This window comes from Sediminicoccus sp. KRV36 (genome assembly GCF_023243115.1).
Lineage (GTDB): Bacteria > Pseudomonadota > Alphaproteobacteria > Acetobacterales > Acetobacteraceae > Roseococcus.
The window spans coordinates 2,564,469-2,582,093 of sequence record NZ_CP085081.1 but is presented as its reverse complement, the minus strand read 5'-3'; the positions used below and the strand labels follow the sequence as shown (position 1 = coordinate 2,582,093).

The window sequence follows — 17,625 nt, the reverse complement described above, 5'->3', positions numbered from 1 at the left end:
GAAAACTCAGCCCGCTTGGAGTTTCAGCACCTCGGCCAGGAGACCCGTGGTGGAGCTGTCATGCGTGTCACCGGCGGCGCCCGCGGCCAATTCATGCAGCAGCGGTGCTGCCAGCACCTTGCCCAGTTCCACGCCCCACTGGTCAAACGGATTGATGTCCCAGAGGGCGCCGAGCACGAACACCTTGTGCTCGTAGAGGGCGATCAGCGCGCCCAGGGAGCCTGGGTCGAGCTTGGGCAGCACGATGGTGACCGAGGGCCGGTCGCCCGGGAAAATGCGATGCGGCAACAGGCGCGCAATGGTCGCCTCATCGGCGCCGGCCGCGCGCATATCCGCCTGCACGCCCGCCGCGTCACGCCCGGTGAGCAGGGCTTCGGCCTGGGCGAGGCCATGCGCCAGCAGGATGCGGTGGTTTTCGGCGTGGGTGTGATCGGGCCTGGCCACCAGGATGAAATCCACCGGGACCGGCTTGGGCCCCTGGTGCACCAACTGCATGAAGCTGTGCTGCGCCGAGGTGCCAGGCTCGCCAAAGACCACCGGGCCGGTCGCGTGGCTGACGGGCGTGCCATCAAGGCGCACGCGCTTGCCCAGGCTCTCCATCTCCAGTTGCTGGAGATGCGCCGGCAAGCGGCGCAAGCGCTCATCATAGGGCAGCACGGCACGGCGATCGAGGCCGAGGCCATTCACATGCCAAGCCTCGGTCAGGGCCAGCAGCACGGGCAGGTTCTGTTCCAGCGGCGCTTCCAGGAAGTGGCGGTCCATCGCGGCGGCACCATCCAGCAATTCCTGGAAACGCTCCCACCCCAGCGATAGCGCGAGCGAGAGCCCGATGGCCGACCACAGCGAAAACCGCCCGCCCACCCAATCCCGAAAGGGAAAGACCCGGTCCGGCGCGATGCCGAATTCGGCCGTGGCCTTCAGATTGGTGGACAGCGCCACGAAATGCGCCGCGGCCCCAAGCTTGCCGACACTGGCCTCCATCCAACGCTTGACCAGATGCGCATTGGCCATGGTCTCCTGCGTGGTGAAGGTCTTGGAGGCGACCAGCACCAGGGTGCGCCGCGCATCGAGCTGCGGCAGCACCGTCTCCCAGCCATGCCCATCCACATTGCCCAGATGGATGGGGCGCATGGGGTCGCCCGCGCGCCACAAGGCCCGGCCGACCATGACGGGCCCGAGATCGCTGCCGCCGATGCCGATATTCAGCACCGTGTCGAAGCGCTGGTTGGTCGCGCCGCGGATCTCGCCGCGATGCACCGCCTCGGTAAAGACGCGCATCGCTTCGAGCGTCGCCGCCGCATCGGCCGATTCGGCAGCGGCGCCAGGCAATGCGCCGCGCAGCGCCATGTGCAGGGCAGCGCGGCGTTCGGTCACATTGACCATGCCGGCGCTGGCCATCATGTCCCGCCGGCCGGCGACATCGGCGGCGCGGGCGAGGCCCAGCAGGCAGGCGCGCACCTCATCGGAAATCGCGGTCTTGGAGATATCCAGCAGCAGCCCCGCCCCGCGCGCATGGAAGCGGGCGAAGCGGTCAGGATCATGCGCGAAAAGCGGGCGGATGGCGGCGGCATCGGGCGCTGTGGCCAAGGCCGCGAGGCCGGCCCATGCCGCTTGCAGTTGATCAGCGCTCATGCCTTGGTCGTCCCCGTCGGAGACTGAGTGTTTACAGCCCTTGCGGTTCGCCGGCCACTGCCAGAACCAGCCCGTCAGGGCGCAAAATGCGCTGCGCCACGGCCGTGACGGCGGCACGATCCAGCGCCGCGAGCCGTGCCGGGCGCCCGGCCAGCCATTCCGGGGAGCGCCCGGTCTGGCGCAGCCCCAGCAGCAGCGATGCCGTGCGCCGGCTATCGGTGAATTGCAGCGGCAGCGATCCGGCGAGGAAAGCCACGGCTTCGGACACTTCCTCCGCCGTCGGCCCGCCTGCCGCCATCTCTGCCCAGGCCGCGCGGACCAGGCCCCAGACTTCACCCACCTTGGCATTCTCGGTGGCGACGTTGCCGATGACGATGCCGCGCCCGAACAGCACATCAAGCCCCGCGCCGATGCCGTAGGTCAGGCCGCGCTCCTCGCGCACGGTGCGCATCAGGCGGCTGGTGAAGCCGCCACCGGCGAGGATGCGAAGCGCCACCTGGAACCCCTCCCAGCCCGGATCGGCCGGCATCAGCCCGTCCTGGCCGAACATCAGGGTGGATTGCGGCGCGGCCTTTTCGCGCCGGACGGTGCCGAAGGCCGCCAGCGTGGGCAAGGGCGGCGTCGGTGCCGGCGCGCCGGCTGGCAGATCGGCAAAAAGCTCGCTCATCAGAGCGCGCAGCGCCGCGGCATTGATGGCGCCCGAAGCCGCGACCATGACGCCCCCCTGGCGCAGCTGGGCAGCGAGGCAGGCGCGGATTTCGGCATCGGTGATGGCGGTCAGGCTCTCCGGCGTCGGGAGCCGGCCGGCCGGAAAGCCCGGATAGGCCGCCTCCCAGAAGGCGCGGCGCGCAATGCCGGCGGGCGTCTCCAGCGCCTGGCGGGCGCCCAGCACGGCCCGCGCACGAACCCGCGTGATGGCCGACGCATCCAGCCGCGGCCGCGCCATGGCGAGCTTGGCGAGGCGCACCGCCTCGGGCAGCGCATCCGACAAGGCGCGGAAGCTGCCATCGAAACTGTCCCGATTCGCGGAGAAGGAGAGGCCGATCCCGGCATCGCGCATGGCATCGGCGAAGCCGACATTGTCCAGGTCGCCAGCGCCCTCGCTCAGCATGGCGGCGGCGAAATTCGCCAGCCCCTCGCGCCCCACGGGGTCATTGGCGGCACCGCCGGGCCAGGCCCAGGCGAGCGAGACCACCGGCACGGAATGATCCTCGACCAGCCAGGCCGTGACACCGCCCTGCTCCACGATCTGGATCGGCACGGAGAAGCCGCGGCGGGGCGGCAGGGTTACGCCGAACAGGGTCTCTGACATCAGGCGAAGCTTTCAGGAAAAGGCGAAACGAAGGGGGCCCTGTGCGCGGGATGGCAGGGCGAAGCCGCGCATCAGGCCGGCAGCAGCCAGGCCGTGGTCGCGATGGCGGGGCTGGCCAGCACATGGCGCGCGGCGGCGTTCACCTGCGCCTGCGTCACCGCTGCCATCCGCGCCGGCCATTGCTCCACCGCCTCGATCGGCAGGCCGATGGCCAGCGCCCCGCCCAGCATCCGCGGCGCGGCCCCCAGGCCATCCAGCGCCAGCAGCGCGCCTGCGGTCTGTTGGCGAATGGACCGGCGGGTTTCCTCCTCGGTCGCGCCCTCCTGCACCAGGCGCGCGATGGTGGCCGCGACGATTTCCTCGATGCGCTCCTGCGAGACACCCGGACGCGGCGTGACCGCGACCATCAGCGAGCCAACGCCCACCACATCCCCGTCATAGCCGGCATTGGCGCTGACCGCGTGGCCAGCCTCGACCAGGGCGCGATGCAGGCGGGAGCCGGGGCCGCCGCCCAGCACATGCACCATCACCTCCAGCGGATCGGACTGCATGGCCTCGCCCCAGGTGGCCGAGGGGGCGGCGAAGGATTGCAGGAAGCTCGCCTCGCGCACGCCGGGGTCCCGCGTGATCAGCCGCGGCTCGGGCGCTGTCGCCAGCGGGGCCGCGCGGCTGCGGGCGGGCTTGGGCCGCGCCGGGACGGGGCCGTAGAATTCCTCGGCCCAGCGGCGCAAATCAGCCTCGCGCACGTCACCGGCCACGATCAGCGTGCAATTGGCGGAGGCGTAGTGGGCTGTGTGGAAATCCACCATATCCTGCCGGGTGATGGCACGGATTTCCTCTTCCCAGCCGATCAGCGGGCGGCCGCGCCAATGCTGCGGGCCCCACATGGCGGCGTCGAAGGCTTCGCGGAAGCGGCCGCGCGGCACGGCATCGGTGCGCTGGCGGCGTTCCTCAAGGACGACATTGCGTTCAGATTCGGTCTCAGCCTCGGGGATCAGGGGGGCGGCCAGGCGGTCCGCCTCCATCCGCATCATCAGCGGCAGGCGTGACGCCTCCACGATCTGGAAATAGGCGGTGACGTCCCGGCTGGTGAAGGCATTGTCCTGCCCACCCTCCCGCGCCACGGTCCTGCTGAAGGCGCCGGAGGGGATGTGCGGGCTGCCCTTGAACATCATGTGTTCCAGGAAATGCGCGACGCCCGATTTGCCGGCCGGATCTTCCCCCGCGCCGGCCGAGACATACAGATAATGCGCGGCCACCGGCGCTCGCCGATTTTCCGCCAGGACCACGCGCAGGCCATTGGCCAGCGTCCAGCTCGAAGCACCGAACAGGGGTTGGTCCACCCGGCGTGCCGGGCTTTGGCTTTGCGCCAGGGCTGGCGTGGCCAGGGTCGCGGCGGCGGCGCCCTTGAGGGCGGTTCGGCGGGTCATGGACTTCATGAACCCTATGTGGGGGCGTCCGGCGTTTCGCGCCAGGGGGACTGGACGGGGCGCCGCGTCACCAGAAGCGCAGCGAGTCCATCCAGGTCCGGCGCTGTGGCTGGATGATCGGCGTCTGCCCTTCGGAGAGGCCGCGGCCAAGTGCGGCATTTTCACGCAGGCGCTGCGATTCGCGGGCTGCGTCCACGGGGATGCCGGGTTCGGGCGTTGGGCGCCAGAATAGCGCCTGGTCCACGATGCTGCGATTGACCCGCTCAAGCCGCATGCTTTCCTCATCCACGCGGTCGCGGATGCCATCGGGCACATTGGTGCCGGTCGAGGAGAGCAGCGCGCGTTCGCCGGAGGATTGGCCGGCGCGCTGGCCGGCGCTGAAGCTGCCCGGCACCAACGTGGATTCCGCCTGTTCGCGCGCGCTGAGTTCCTGCGGGCGGCTGGCGCCAGGCCGCGGCGTCGGCAACTGGCCGAGGCTCGGCGGCATGGAGAGTGGCGCGCGCGTCGTCACCTGGAACTCGTCCGGCGCATCGCGCGTCAGGCCGAAGGTGCGGGCGCTATCGCCGCAGCCGACCAGGAGGAGGGGTGCCAGGAGAAGGATCGGCGATAGAATCTTCATCATGGTGCCTCTTTGCGCTTGGTTTCGGGCCGGATCAAGGCATCCGCCACCAGGGCCAGTACGCCACAGACAATCGCGGCATCCGCGACGTTGAACACATACCAGTGCCAGCCCCAGGCGTGAACATCCACGAAATCCACCACGGCGCCGAAGCGGATGCGGTCAATCACATTGCCGACCGCCCCGCCGATCACCGCACCCAGCGCATAGGTGACGAGGCGCGTTTCCGAGCGCGCCAGCCAGCGCAGCAGAAAACCCGCGACCACCAAGGCCAGCGCCGCCAGGATCAGGTGGTTCCAAGCCCCCTCCCCCGAGAAGAGTCCGAAGGTCACGCCCCGGTTCCAGACCATGGTGAGATCAAGCCCCAGCGGCCCGACCTCAATCAGCGGAATGTTGCGGATTTCCGGCAGCGCGATCACCTCCAGGATCCAGAACTTGCTGGCCTGGTCCGCGATCAGCAGCAGGGCCGCGAAGATCAGGCCGCTGCGCAGCGCCGGTGCCATCAGCCTTCCACCACGGCTTCGCAGCGCAGGCACAGTGTCGGATGCGCGGCCGAAGCGCCAACCTCGGGCAGGACGCGCCAGCAGCGCTCACATTTCGCGCCGGGTGCGAGGGTGATATCGAGTGCGACCTCCTCCCCCTCGCCCAGCACCACCTGCGAGGCGATGAGGATTTCCGCCCACTCCTCGGCCGGGAGAGCTGGCGTGCCCGGCAGGGTCAGCGCGAGCCGCGCCTGGAGAGAGGAGCCGAACAGCCCATCGCGGCGGTAATCCTCCAGGCTGGCGGTGATCAGCTTGCGGGCGCGGCGGATTTCCACCCAGCGCTCGGCCAGCGCATCGTCACGCCAATCCGCCGGCAGTTCCGGGAAATCCTGCAGATGGATGCTTCCCGCCGCCTCGCCGAAGCGCGAGAGCCAGGCTTCCTCCGCCGTGAAGACCAGCACGGGTGCCAGCCAGGCGCAGAGGCAGCGATGCAGGTGATCCAGCACGGTGCGGGCCGCACGGCGGCGCAGCGCATGGGCCGCGTCGCAATACAGGCTGTCCTTGCGGATATCGAAGTAGAAGGCGCTGAGATCGCTGGCGCAGAAGGCGTGGATCTCGGGCAGCACGCCATTCCAGTCGTAATCGCTGACTGCCTTGCGCAGCCGCATATCCAGTTCCGTCAGCCGGTGCAGCACCCAGCGCTCCAGCTCCGGCATCTCGGCCAGGGGCACGCGCTCGCTCTCCTCGAAGCCGGCGAGGTTGCCGAGCAGCCAGCGGAGCGTGTTGCGCATGCGCCGATACAGCTCGGCCTGCTGCTCCAGGATGTTCTTGCCCAGGCGAAGGTCTTCCGAGGTATCGGAATTCATCACCCAGAGCCGCAGGATATCGGCGCCATACTTGGCCGTGACCTCCTGCGGGGCGGTCACATTGCCAAGGGATTTGGACATCTTGCGGCCATTCTCATCCATGACGAAGCCATGGGTGAGAATCGCCTTGAAGGGGGCGACACCCCGCGTGCCGACCGATTCAAGCAAGGAGGACTGGAACCAGCCACGATGCTGGTCCGAGCCTTCGAGGTAGAGATCCGCGGGGAAATTCAGCCCGCGCGGCGGCAGCACGAAAGCGTGGGTGGAGCCGCTCTCGAACCAGACATCCACGATGTCCATCACCTGCTCGTAATCGTCCGGATTGCGGTCCGGGCCCAGGAAGCGCGCGGCAGCGCCGGGCTGATACCAGGCATCGGCGCCTTCCTCGCGGAAGGCATCCACGATGCGCTGCATCACCACCGCATCGCGCAGCACGGCGCCGTTGCGCTTCTCGACGAAGATGGCGATGGGCACGCCCCAGGCGCGCTGCCGGCTGATGCACCAATCCGGCCGGCCGGCCACCATGGAGCCGATGCGGTTGCGCCCCACATCGGGCACGAAATGCGTGGCGGCAATCGCCTCCAGCGACTTCGCGCGGATCTGGTTCTCGTCATCCATGGCGATGAACCATTGCGGCGTCGCGCGGTAGATCACGGGCTTCTTGGAACGCCAGGAATGCGGATAGCTGTGGTTCAGCTTGCCCTTGGCCGCCAGCGTGCCGAGGGCCGTCATCGCGGCATAGACGGGTTCATGCGCGCGAAAGACGTGGATGCCCTCGAAGCCCGGCGCCTGTGGCGTGTAGGTGCCGTCATCGCCGACGCATTCGGGGATTTCGATGCGCGCCTCGGGGTGGGCGCGGTTATGCGCGACGACGAGGGCGAAATCCTCCTCGCCATGGCTGGGCGCGATATGGACGATGCCGGTGCCGGCATCATCGGTCACGTAGTCGCCGGCCAGCATGATGGCCTCATGCGCATAGGCGCCCGCATGGCCCCGCAGCGGCGCGGCGCAGACGGCCCCCTCGAAGGCCGTGCCGGGGAAGGTCCTGACCAGCGTGTGGGTCGCGATGCCGGCTTCGGCACAGAAGGCCGGCAGCAGGGCGAGCGCCACCACCAGCCGCGCGCCGGGCCGGACGAGCGATGCGTCATGCACGCTGTCCACATGCATCAGCGCGTATTGGATCTCAGGCCCATAGGCGAGGGCCCGGTTGCCCGGCATGGTCCAGGGCGTCGTCGTCCAGATCACCACATCGCTGCCGACCAGTTCCGGCAGCCCCCGCGCCCGCTCCACACGGAACAGCGCGTGCAGCGTGGGCGAGACGTGATCCATGTATTCGATCTCGGCCTCGGCCAGCGCCGTCTTCTCGACCGGGCTCCACATCACGGGCCGGAGGCCGCGATAGAGCGAGCCATTCATCAGGAAGCGGCCGATTTCCTCGGCGATCACCGCCTCGGAGGCGAAATCCATGGTGGCGTAGCGCTGCGCCCAGTCCCCAGCGACGCCGAGGCGGCGGAATTCCTCAGATTGTACGCCGAGCCAGTGCTGCGCATAAGCCCGGCATTCCGCGCGGAATTCGAGGACGGGGACTTGGTCCTTGTCCACCTTCTTCGCGCGGTATTCCTCCTCGACCTTCCATTCGATCGGCAGGCCGTGGCAGTCCCAGCCGGGGATGTAGTTGGCATCCCGGCCCGACATCTGCGCCGCGCGGTTGATCACGTCCTTCAGGATCTTGTTCAGCGCGTGCCCGATATGCAGCGGGCCATTGGCGTAGGGCGGACCATCATGCAGCACGAATTGCGGGCGCCCCGCGGATTTTTCCCGCAGCAGCTTCCAGCTTTCCGCGGCGGCCCATTTGGCTAGCAATCTGGGCTCGCGGTTCGGCAGATCGGCCTTCATGGGGAAGGCGGTCTGCGGCAGGAAGACCGTCTTGCGGTAATCGCGCGCGGGTGATTCAGGGGCGTCGTTCATGGATCTTCTCGGTCGCGCGGGGCGCGGAAATGGAGGGGTGACGCGGAAATTCTCCCGGCCTTCAGAAGAAGGCCGGGCCCCAAATTCGGGGGCTCACCCAGGGAAGCATCCGGTTCGCGCGCATGGCCATGGATATGCGGAGTTCCGGGGGCCGCGGTCAAGGGCGATGCGCCCTGCCCGGCTGGCCCTCAGCCGGCGGCCATCAGCGGGCGGGCGTCACACTGCCAGCAATGTGCGCGCCTGCGCGGCATCCATCCGGATCTGCGCGACGAGGGCCGGGAAATCCGTGAATTTCCGCTCCTCGCGGATAAAGGCGACCAGCGCGACACTGACCTCCTGGCCGTAAAGATCCTCGGCGAAATCAAAGAGATGCGCCTCCAGCCGGGAGATCGGATCGCCCCCCAGCGTCGGCCGCCGGCCCAGATTGGCGACACCAGGCACCACCCGCCCATCCGGCAGGGTCGCCCGCACGGCGTAAACCCCACGCGCCGGCTCCAGATGCCGGCCGAGCGGGATATTGGCCGTGGGAAACCCGATGGTCCGCCCGCGCGCATCGCCATGCGTGACGGGGCCGGTGATGGCGAAGCTGCGGCCCAGCAATGCGGCCGCCCGCTCCGGATAGCCATCCTGCAACAGGCGGCGGATGCGGGTGGAGCTGATGGCGCCCTCCGCATCGGCCAGATGCGGCACGATGGAGAGGCCGATGCCCAGCGCCTCGGCCGCCTGGCGGAGGAATTTCACATCCCCGCCGCGCCGGTGGCCGAAGGCGAAATCCGGCCCGCAGGCCAGGTGCCTGGCCCCCAGCGCGCCATGCAGCACGATCTCAACGAAATCCGCGGCGGACATGGCGGCGAGTTCGGTGCCGAAGGGCAGGGCCACCACATGCTGCGCGCCAGCGGCTGCCAGGGCTGCGGCCTTGGCCGGCAGCAGGGTCAGCCGGAAGGGCGGATCATCCGGCCGGAAATGTTCGCGCGGATGCGGCTCGAAGGTCAGCGCGCCGAGCGGCAGGTCTGGCCGCGCCTGATGCGCCGCGGCCAGCACCGCCACATGGCCCAGATGCACGCCATCTAGGTTGCCAAGCGCCAATGTGGCCCCGCGCGCGGTCTCGGGCACGCCATGCCAATCGGTGAGGATCATGCCTCGGTCTGCGTCATCCAGCGCGTCACGCCGGGCGGGACCCATTGGGCCAGCGCATCCAGCGCGGCCTCGGGGCTGGCCGCGCGCAACGCGAGGCCCGCATGCTGCGGCCTGACGAAACCCGCCCCCGACATGCGGTCGAGCAGGGCGAAGAAGGGCGCCCAGTAGTCATCCACATCCAGGTAGACCAGCCCCTTGCTGTGAATGCCAAGCTGCGCCCAGGACTGGATCTCGACCGATTCCTCCAGCGTGCCGATCCCGCCCGGGAGGACGACGAAGCCATCGGAGAGATCATTCATCATGGCCTTGCGGACATGCATGGAGGGCACGACGCGCAATTCCGTGACGCCCCCATGGCCCAGCTCGCGGTCCATCAGCGCTTCGGGAATGACGCCGATGACCTCGGCGCCGGCCTTGATGGCGGCATCGGCCACGATCCCCATCAGGCCGACCTTGCCGCCGCCATAGACCAGGCCCAGTCCGCGCGCCGCGATGGCGCGGCCAAGTGCACCCGCCAGCCCCGCATGCACCGGATCAAACCCCGGCTGCGCACCGCAAAACACACAGACCCGCTTCATGCGCGGGAGGGCACCATCACGGTCGCTTCGCCCTCAATCACCGGCTTGCCCGCAACCGCGCAGACCGTGCTGAGCGTGACGCGCTTCTTGGCGGGGTCCAGCGCCGTGACGGTCACCGTGGCTGTCACCGTCTCGCCGATCTTCACCGGCGCGCGGAACTTCAGGTTCTGGCCGAGATAGATGGTCCCGGCCCCCGGCAGGCGCGTGCCCAGCACGGTGGAGATCAGGCTGGCCGAGAGCATGCCATGGGCGATCCGCTCCTTGAACATGGAGGCGGCGGCGACTTCGGCGTTGATATGCACCGGGTTGGTATCGCCGGAGACGCCCGCGAAGAGCAGGATATCGGCCTCCGTAATGGTCTTTCCGAAGCTGGCGGTCTGGCCGAGCGTCAGATCCTCGAAGAAATAGCCATCCATGCGATTCGCCCCTCGATCTGGTCTGCCCCGGGTGTAACCCAAAGCCCGCGGGCGGGAAATGTCGAACGCCCTGATATGGCACGCGCCGGAGACGCCCCGGCCGTGATGATGGCGGCCGACCCTCAGGCCCGCGCCATTGCCTCACGGCGCGCGTCGGGATGATGGGCCATCTCGATCCGCCAGAGGGCGGCGTTCACCGCCAGCGCCGCCACCACCAGAAGCAGGTTGGCCATGCCAGGGCTGACGAGAAGCACAGGCCGGATTTGGAACCGCAGGTGGTCATCATGCAACATGCCCCAGGCATAAAGCTCGCCGAGGAAGGCGGAAATCGCCGGTACGAAGACCAGGACCACGGCCAGCGCCGCAGCCAGGATGCGCCACTTCCTGAGTTGCGGGATCAAGCTGGCCGCCAGCATCAGCGCAAGGGCCAGAAATTTCAGCCTGGCGAAAACCGGCAACATTTCCCAGCGCGGCAGCACAGGCCAGATGGTCCCCTCCCCGAGCCGGATGAGGGGCAGGAAGGTCGCCACCACGGCCAGCCCCAGGCCCATGCACAGCAAGCCGATCGCGAATCGGTCCCTTCCATCTCTGGCTGGCATGAGCGTTTCCCCAGTTGCTTATTGGTAACCAAACAGTAATTTTATCCTGGGCGCCGGACAAGGATTTTCTGCCGAAATTATGCAATCACGCCTTGGCCCTTTCCGGCTCTGCGCTCAAAATCCCTTCATGTTCCTGCGCTTTGTTGTTCTTCTCCTGGCCCTCGTGCCGCTCCGTTCCACCGGGCAGGATCTGGCCGGCCATGGCGGCCCGGTCCGGGCCTTGGCCGTCCTGGGGGACCGCCTTGCCTCGGCCGGGTTTGATCAGGCGATCATCCTCTGGAACCCCGCGACCGGCCGGGCGGAACGCGTGATCCGCTGGCACCAGGGCAGCGTCAATGCGCTGGTGACCCTGGCTGATGGCCGCCTCGCCTCGGCCAGCGAGGATGCACGCATCGCCATCTGGGGCGAGGATGCCGCCCCCGCCCTGGTGCTGGAAGGCCATACCGAGCCGGTGGTCGGCCTCGCATCCGCGCCCGGGTTGCTGGCTTCCGCGGGCTGGGATGGCACGGTGCGCCTGTGGGACCTCGGTGCGGGGAACGTGCGCATCTTGCAGGGCCATCAGGGCAATGTGAACGCCGTGGCCTTTGCGGATGGCGCACTGCATAGCGCCGGCCAGGATGGCACGCTGCGCCGGTGGGAGGCGGATGGCACCCCCCTCACCCGCGCCGAATTCGGTTTTCCGCAATCCGCGTTGCTCGCCTTGCCCGATGGCAGCCTGGTGAGTGCGGGGGTGGATGGGACGGTGCACCTCGTCACCGCCGATGGCACAACGCGCATCCTGCATGCCGCCCCGCGCCCCGTCGTGGCGCTGGCCGCGAGCCCGGATGGCCGGATGCTCGCCGTTGGTTCCATTGGCGGCAGCGTGAACCTCTATGCCCTGCCCGAGGGCCAGCTGCGCCACACGCTGGATGGGCCGGGGCTGCCCGTCTGGTCCGCCATCTTTGCGCGCGATGGGCTGACGCTCTGGACCGGCGGCGGGGATCGCCGGGTGCGCCGCTGGGATGCCCGCAACGCCCGCCCGCTTGGCCCCCTGGCCACCGAGGCCGAAGAGATGCCTCAAGCCGGGCTTGATCGTCACGGCGCTGAAATCTGGCGGGCCTGCCAGGCCTGCCATTCCCTGCGCCCGGAAACCGGCCCGATGGCTGGCCCGCATCTGCACAACATCTTTGGCCGCCGCATGGGCTCGCTGCCCGGCTATGCCTATTCCGAGCGTCTGGCGCGGGGCGACATCACCTGGACGCCGGAAACCGTGGCCGACCTGTTCACCCGCGGCCCGGATGTGGTGACGCCGGGGACGCGGATGCCAGTCCAAAGGGTTGGAAATGCCGAAGATCTGACCGCGCTGATGCGCTTCCTGGAGCAGGCGACGCGGTAGTGCGTCGTTCCAAAGCTGCCCGCGCCACCCAGGCTGCGGGGCGGGTCTATCGGCGGGTCTGCCCTGTCATGCGGCCCTGGGCGTCGTAATGGCGAATGGTGTCGCCACTCACCTCCGAGCGCCCGGTCGAACGGCCGGAGGAATCATAGTGCCGCGTGGTGCTGCCGCTGATTTCGCTGCGGCCGGCCGAACGGCCTGACGCGTCATATTGGCGGATCGTGTCGCCGCTGCGTTCGCTGCGCCCAACCGTGCGGCCCTGCGCGTCATAGTCGCGGCGCGTATCGCCACGGAACTCGCTGCGCCCGACCGAGCGCCCCTGGGCGTCATATTGCCGCTGCGTATCGCCGCTCATCTCCGAGCGGCCGGTCGCGCGGCCTTGCGCGTCATAGTCGCGCTTGGTCTGGGCTTCGGCAGGGATGGTGAGCAGCAAGGCTGCGAGAAATGCGGGCCACATGAGAAGCAGCCTGGACAGCGGAGATGGCATCAAAAAGGCAGCAATCGGGCGATGGTGACCAGCCGCTCCATCCGGTCCTCCAATTCCAGCGAGGTCGGCACCGCGTGGGTGGAGAGCGCCGCCATCCCTTCCCGCGGCAGGTAAGCCCGGCCGGGATCGGCGATCAGCACCTCCGCCCCCGCTGCCGCCATGGCCCGCAACCAGGGCAGGATATGCGCGACCATCGGCGCCTCGTAGCAGACATCCCCGGCCAGGATCACATCCCAGCGGCAGGCGCTGCCGACCATATCGGCCCCTGATGCCAGCACCGAAACCCCGTTCAGCGCCGCATTCATGCCGATCGCCGCCACGGCCAGCGGGTCAATCTCCGAGGCCTCGACCAGGGATGCGCCGCATTGCGCCGCGATGATGGCGGCGATACCGCAGCCGGCCGCGAAATCCAGCACGCGCTTGCCGCGCACCAGGGCGGGCGCATCGCGGATGGCCCGACCCAGCGCCTGGCCGCCGGGCCAGGCGAAGGCCCAGAAGGGTGGCTCCATGCCATGTTGCTGGAGAAACGCCTCGCTCGCTTGCCAGATGGGGGTGATTTCGGTTGCCAGATGCAGGCGCAGCCCGGGCAAAAGCGGCGCTTCGGCGATGGCGGTCTGCGCGCGGATGAAGGCCTCGGCCTGCGTCACATCCGCCCGATCAGGATGGCCAGCGCCGCCAGCAGGCCAACCTCGCGGTTCAGCTTGAACAGCGCGAGGCATTGGCCCGGATCATGGATGTCCAGCGCCCGGATTTGATGGGCCAGCACGGCGCCGGGCATGGCCAGCGCCAGGATGAACCAGCCATTCAGCCCCGAAAGCCAGCCGGTCAGTGCCAGAAGCAACAAGGTCGCCGCATAGCAGGCGGCGAGGAAGGGCCGGGTGCGCGCGCCGAATTTCAGCGCGGTGGAGCGGATGCCCACCATCGCATCATCCTCGCGGTCCTGATGCGCATAGATCGTGTCATAGCCGAGGATCCAGAAGATCGTTGCGGCATAAAGCGCCAGCATGGCCCAGCTGAGCGAACCGCTCGCCGCCACGGGACCCATCAGGGCACCCCAGCCAAAGGTGAAACCCAGCACCAGCTGCGGGTAATCCGTGACGCGCTTGGCCAACGGGTAGATCAGGATGGGCACCAGCGAGAGCACGCCAAGCCAGATCGCCGCCGCCTTCAGCTGCAGCAAGATCAGCAGGCCAATCCCGCAGAGGGCGGCCAGGAAGGCCACCGCCTGGCGCGCTGAAACCGCGCCGGAAGCCAGCGGGCGCCCCCGCGTGCGCTCCACCTGGCGGTCAATATCGCGGTCCCAGAGGTCATTCACGACGCAGCCCGCACCACGCATCACCACGGCGCCCACGAAGAACAGCAGGGTCAGCCAGATGCCCGGTAGCCAGCCCGTGGCCTGCAAGGCAATGCCCCAGAGGCCGGGGAGGAACAACAGCCAGGAGCCGATGGGCCGGTCGGCCCGCATCAGCAGCGCATAGGGGCGCCAGCCGGGCGGCAGCCTGGCCACCCAGCCCTCGGCCCGGATGTCGGTATATCCCGTGCTGTCTTGCATCGCGGCATGCAGCACGGCACATCGGCGCATGTCCATCCCTCGTTTGCATGTTGAAGGCCCACTCGCGCCCGGCGTCGAAATCGCCCTGACCCCGGCGCAGGCGCATCACATCGGCCATGTGCTGCGCCGCGCGCCGGGGGCCGAACTGCGCGCCTTCAACGCGCGCGACGGCGAATTTACCGCCGAGCTGACGGCGCTGCGCAAGGATCGCGGCGCCATGCGCCTGGGCGCCCTGCTGCGCGCCGCAGCGCCCGAGCCCGAGCTGCGCGCCCTGATCGCGGCCTTGAAGCGGGACGCGATGGACTGGGCGGTAGAAAAAGCCACCGAGTTGGGCGCGACCTGGATCCAGCCCGTGCTGACCCGCCGCTGCGTCGCCGGCCACTGCAACACCGAGCGCCTTTCCAACATCGCCCGCGCGGCGGCCGAGCAATGCGAGCGCCTGGCCATCCCATGCGTCGCCGAGGCGCGGCCGCTGCATGCGGTGCTCGATTCCTGGGATGGCGCCCCCATGCTGGTCGCCGCGGAGCGGCGCGAGGCGCCGCGTTTGCATGAAACTCTTGCAACACTCGCAGCACCCTGTGGCTTTCTGGTCGGCCCCGAGGGGGGGTTCGAGCGGGCTGAGCTTGACGATCTGGCCCGGCGCCCCTTTGTATCGCTCGCAACACTCGGCCCGCGCATCCTTCGCGCGGAGACGGCGCTGGTGGCGGGACTGGGCGCGATCTCCTTCGCCCTGGATGCCCGGCGCTGATCTGACAGGCCCATTCTGACACGAACGAAAGCAACCGCATGTCCAATCCCGGCCAGGCCGACCCGACGCCGATCACCGCCGCGCGCCAATTGGCCGAGTGGTTCGCCGCAGGCTGCAAGCCGAAATCCGACTGGCGCATCGGCACGGAGCACGAGAAATTCGGCTTCCGCCGCAGCGACTTTTCCTCGCCCGACTACGAGCACCGGGGCATCGGCGCGATGCTCTCGGGCATCATGGCGAAAGGCTGGGCGCCGATCCGCGATGGCGAGAACATCATCGGCCTGACCCAAGGCGCGGCCTCGGTCAGCCTGGAGCCAGGCGGGCAGTTCGAGCTCTCCGGCGGCCCGATGGAGGACCTCCATGCGGCGCGGCTGGAGCTCGCGGCCCATCTGCGCGACGTCCATGAAGTGGCGGGCCCGCTCGGCCTCGGCTTCGCCGGCATGGGCTTCCACCCCGCGGCGCGGCGCGAGGACATGTCCTGGATGCCCAAGAGCCGTTACGCCATCATGCGCGAATACATGCCCAAGCGCGGCAGCATGGGGCTGGACATGATGCTGCGCACCTCCACTGTGCAGGTGAATCTCGATTTCGGCGATGAAGCCGACATGGTCGAGAAGCTGCGCGTCTCGCTCGCCTTGCAGCCTCTGGCCACCGCGCTGTTTGCCTCCTCGCCACTGCGCGAGGGGCAGCCTTCCGGCTACAAGTCGCTGCGTGGCCATGTCTGGTCCGACACGGACCCGGACCGCACCGGCATTCCTGGCCTGGTCTTCGAGGAGGGTTTCGGCTTCGAGCGTTTCGCCGAATTCGTGCTCGACGTGCCGATGTATTTCGTCGCGCGTGACGGCAAGCTGCTGGACGCGACGGGCCAGAGTTTCCGCCGCTTCATGGCGGGTGGCCTGCCCAGCCTGCCCGGCATCGAGGCCACGATGGGCGATGTGGCCGATCACGTGACCACCGTCTTCACCGAAGTCCGGCTCAAGAAATTCCTGGAGATGCGCGGCTCCGACGCGGGTTCCGCCGCAATGATCCAGGCGCAGCCGGCCTTCTGGGTCGGGCTGATCTATGACGATGCGGCACAGAAGGCCGCGCGCGCGCTGACGCGGGATTGGACGGTCGCGCAGATGCACGCGCTGCGCGCCGATGCGCCGCGCCTCGCCCTCGAAGCGACCATCGCCGGGCGCCCGCTGCGGGATGTGGCGCGGGATGCACTGGCCATCAGTGAGGCCGGGCTGAAGGCACGCGGCCTAGGCGAGGAGATTTATCTCGCCCCGCTGCATGAGATCGTGGAGAGCGGCATGACGCAGGCGGACCGAATCCTGCAGATGTTCCACGGCCCCTGGCGTGGCGATGCCCGCCTGGCACTGCCCTTCACGGAGCTCTGACCGCGCGGCATCACTCGGCGCGGATGCCGGCCTCGCGGATCAGATTGCCCCAGAGTGTGGTTTCGGCGGCGAGCACAGCGCCGAGTTCCGGCCCGGTCTGGAATTCGGCCTGCATGCCGTATTCATCGAAACGCGCGCGCAGGTCAGGGTCATTCACCGCGAAGCGCAGCGCTTCCGCCAGCCGCGCCACAGCGCCAGGCGGCGTGCCGGAGGGCGCGAACCACCCCGCGAAGGAGGCGACGACAAAGCCCGGAAAGCCGCTTTCGACCACGGTCGGCAATTCGGGTAATGTGGCCAGGCGCCGCGCGGAGGTGACGGCGATCGGCCGGGTCTGGTTGGCGCGCATGGCCTGGATGGCTTCCAGCGTCGTGCTCCACATGGCATCGGCGCGCCCGGCCGCGATCTCGGTATAGGCCTGCACGCCGCCGCGGAAATGAATGGTCTCGCCGGGTGGCAGGCCAGCGCGCCTGCGGAACAACTCGCCGATCAGATGCGTGCCCGATCCCGCGCCGCTGGTCGCGGTGTTCATGGCGGCCCCCCGCTGGGCCGACCAGGCGATGAATTCGCGCAGGTCCCGCACCGGCAAGTTGCGATTGATGTGCAGGATATAGGGCACGGTATAGGTGCCGGCGATGGGGATGAAGGCGGTGCGCGGGTCCCGCGGCTCCAGGTCAGGCCGGAAATTCGGAATGGTGGCGAGGCCGATGCCGCCAGAAAGGATCGTGTAGCCATCCGGACGTGCCTGCGCCACGGCCAGATTGCCGATGGCGGAGCCCGCGCCGGGCCGGTTTTCGATGATGATGCTCTGCCCCAGATGCCGTGCCGCGCGCTCGGCCAGCATGCGCCCGGCCGTATCCACGATGCCGCCCGGCGGGAAAGGAATGACCAGCACGGGCGAGCGCGTGGGGAAGGCCTCGGTCTGCGCGCTGGCCATGGCGGGCAGGAGCGCGGCACTGAGCAGGACACGGCGTTGCATCGGCGAACCCCCGGAGGATGCGCGAGCCTAGCGCACGCCGCGTGCCGCATCCATTCATTCTCATAGGGG

The 17,625-nt window shown here is 68.7% G+C and carries 17 protein-coding genes; 3 read left to right on the top strand and 14 right to left on the bottom strand.

Going from position 1 to position 17,625, the window contains the following annotated elements:
• Positions 1 to 6 precede the first annotated feature (6 nt).
• The 10 genes from pgi to LHU95_RS12015 all read right to left on the bottom strand — a co-directional run bounded on the left by pgi (position 7) and on the right by LHU95_RS12015 (position 11,039).
• Positions 7 to 1,632, bottom strand: coding sequence for a glucose-6-phosphate isomerase (gene pgi / locus LHU95_RS12060; protein WP_248707207.1), 1,626 nt, complete (start codon positions 1,630 to 1,632; stop codon positions 7 to 9).
• Between the two features lie 31 nt (positions 1,633 to 1,663).
• The gene (locus LHU95_RS12055) at positions 1,664 to 2,944 is read right to left on the bottom strand and encodes a pitrilysin family protein (protein WP_248707206.1); all 1,281 of its coding nucleotides are present in this window, start codon (positions 2,942 to 2,944) and stop codon (positions 1,664 to 1,666) included.
• A gap of 71 nt (positions 2,945 to 3,015) precedes the next feature.
• Positions 3,016 to 4,374 (bottom strand): pitrilysin family protein, encoded by a 1,359-nt coding sequence (locus LHU95_RS12050; protein ID WP_248707205.1) that lies wholly within the window; start codon positions 4,372 to 4,374, stop codon positions 3,016 to 3,018.
• A 67-nt stretch (positions 4,375 to 4,441) separates the two neighbouring features.
• The gene (locus tag LHU95_RS12045; protein ID WP_248707204.1) at positions 4,442 to 4,993 is read right to left on the bottom strand and encodes a DUF3035 domain-containing protein; all 552 of its coding nucleotides are present in this window, start codon (positions 4,991 to 4,993) and stop codon (positions 4,442 to 4,444) included.
• The gene (lspA, locus tag LHU95_RS12040; protein WP_248707203.1) at positions 4,993 to 5,496 is read right to left on the bottom strand and encodes a signal peptidase II; all 504 of its coding nucleotides are present in this window, start codon (positions 5,494 to 5,496) and stop codon (positions 4,993 to 4,995) included. The genes LHU95_RS12045 and lspA overlap by 1 nt, the downstream gene beginning before the upstream one ends.
• Positions 5,496 to 8,309 carry an isoleucine--tRNA ligase gene (ileS, locus tag LHU95_RS12035; RefSeq protein WP_248707202.1) on the bottom strand — a complete coding sequence of 938 codons (2,814 nt, stop codon included), beginning with the start codon at positions 8,307 to 8,309 and terminating at the stop codon, positions 5,496 to 5,498. Before ileS ends, lspA begins: the two co-directional genes overlap by 1 nt.
• Positions 8,310 to 8,525: 216 nt before the next feature.
• The gene (locus LHU95_RS12030; RefSeq protein WP_248707201.1) at positions 8,526 to 9,446 is read right to left on the bottom strand and encodes a bifunctional riboflavin kinase/FAD synthetase; all 921 of its coding nucleotides are present in this window, start codon (positions 9,444 to 9,446) and stop codon (positions 8,526 to 8,528) included.
• Positions 9,443 to 10,024, bottom strand: a complete 582-nt coding sequence (locus LHU95_RS12025; RefSeq protein ID WP_248707200.1) for a TIGR00730 family Rossman fold protein — start codon at positions 10,022 to 10,024, stop codon at positions 9,443 to 9,445. Before LHU95_RS12025 ends, LHU95_RS12030 begins: the two co-directional genes overlap by 4 nt.
• On the bottom strand, positions 10,021 to 10,440 hold the full coding sequence (locus LHU95_RS12020) for a MaoC family dehydratase (RefSeq protein WP_248707199.1): 420 nt from the start codon (positions 10,438 to 10,440) through the stop codon (positions 10,021 to 10,023). Before LHU95_RS12020 ends, LHU95_RS12025 begins: the two co-directional genes overlap by 4 nt.
• A gap of 122 nt (positions 10,441 to 10,562) precedes the next feature.
• Entirely contained in the window at positions 10,563 to 11,039 is a 477-nt protein-coding gene (locus LHU95_RS12015; RefSeq protein ID WP_248707198.1) for a hypothetical protein, read from the bottom strand.
• 127 nt (positions 11,040 to 11,166) lie between these two features.
• Here LHU95_RS12015 and LHU95_RS12010 point away from each other — a divergent pair, with 127 nt between their 5' ends.
• Complete coding sequence (locus tag LHU95_RS12010) at positions 11,167 to 12,414, top strand: hypothetical protein (protein WP_248707197.1); 1,248 nt, start codon at positions 11,167 to 11,169, stop codon at positions 12,412 to 12,414.
• Positions 12,415 to 12,460: 46 nt separating this feature from the next.
• Here the strand turns inward: LHU95_RS12010 and LHU95_RS12005 are convergent, their stop codons facing one another.
• The 3 genes from LHU95_RS12005 to ubiA are packed head-to-tail and all read right to left on the bottom strand — an operon-like array spanning position 12,461 to position 14,480.
• Complete coding sequence (locus tag LHU95_RS12005; protein ID WP_248707196.1) at positions 12,461 to 12,868, bottom strand: type IV secretion protein Rhs; 408 nt, start codon at positions 12,866 to 12,868, stop codon at positions 12,461 to 12,463.
• Between the two features lie 29 nt (positions 12,869 to 12,897).
• A complete protein-coding gene (locus LHU95_RS12000; RefSeq protein ID WP_248707195.1) occupies positions 12,898 to 13,545 on the bottom strand; it encodes a 50S ribosomal protein L11 methyltransferase in 648 nt (215 codons plus the stop codon).
• Complete coding sequence (gene ubiA, locus LHU95_RS11995) at positions 13,542 to 14,480, bottom strand: 4-hydroxybenzoate octaprenyltransferase (RefSeq protein WP_248707194.1); 939 nt, start codon at positions 14,478 to 14,480, stop codon at positions 13,542 to 13,544. Before ubiA ends, LHU95_RS12000 begins: the two co-directional genes overlap by 4 nt.
• Here ubiA and LHU95_RS11990 point away from each other — a divergent pair.
• Together LHU95_RS11990 and LHU95_RS11985 are read left to right on the top strand one after the other, a co-directional pair.
• The gene (locus LHU95_RS11990; protein WP_248707193.1) at positions 14,479 to 15,198 is read left to right on the top strand and encodes an RsmE family RNA methyltransferase; all 720 of its coding nucleotides are present in this window, start codon (positions 14,479 to 14,481) and stop codon (positions 15,196 to 15,198) included. The genes ubiA and LHU95_RS11990 overlap by 2 nt on opposite strands.
• 38 nt (positions 15,199 to 15,236) lie before the next feature.
• Positions 15,237 to 16,580: a glutamate--cysteine ligase gene (locus tag LHU95_RS11985; protein WP_248707192.1), complete on the top strand. Its 1,344-nt coding sequence runs from the start codon at positions 15,237 to 15,239 to the stop codon at positions 16,578 to 16,580.
• 10 nt (positions 16,581 to 16,590) lie between these two features.
• On the opposite strand, the gene LHU95_RS11980 is transcribed toward LHU95_RS11985, so the two are convergent.
• A complete protein-coding gene (locus LHU95_RS11980) occupies positions 16,591 to 17,556 on the bottom strand; it encodes a tripartite tricarboxylate transporter substrate binding protein (protein WP_248707191.1) in 966 nt (321 codons plus the stop codon).
• Positions 17,557 to 17,625 lie beyond the last annotated feature (69 nt).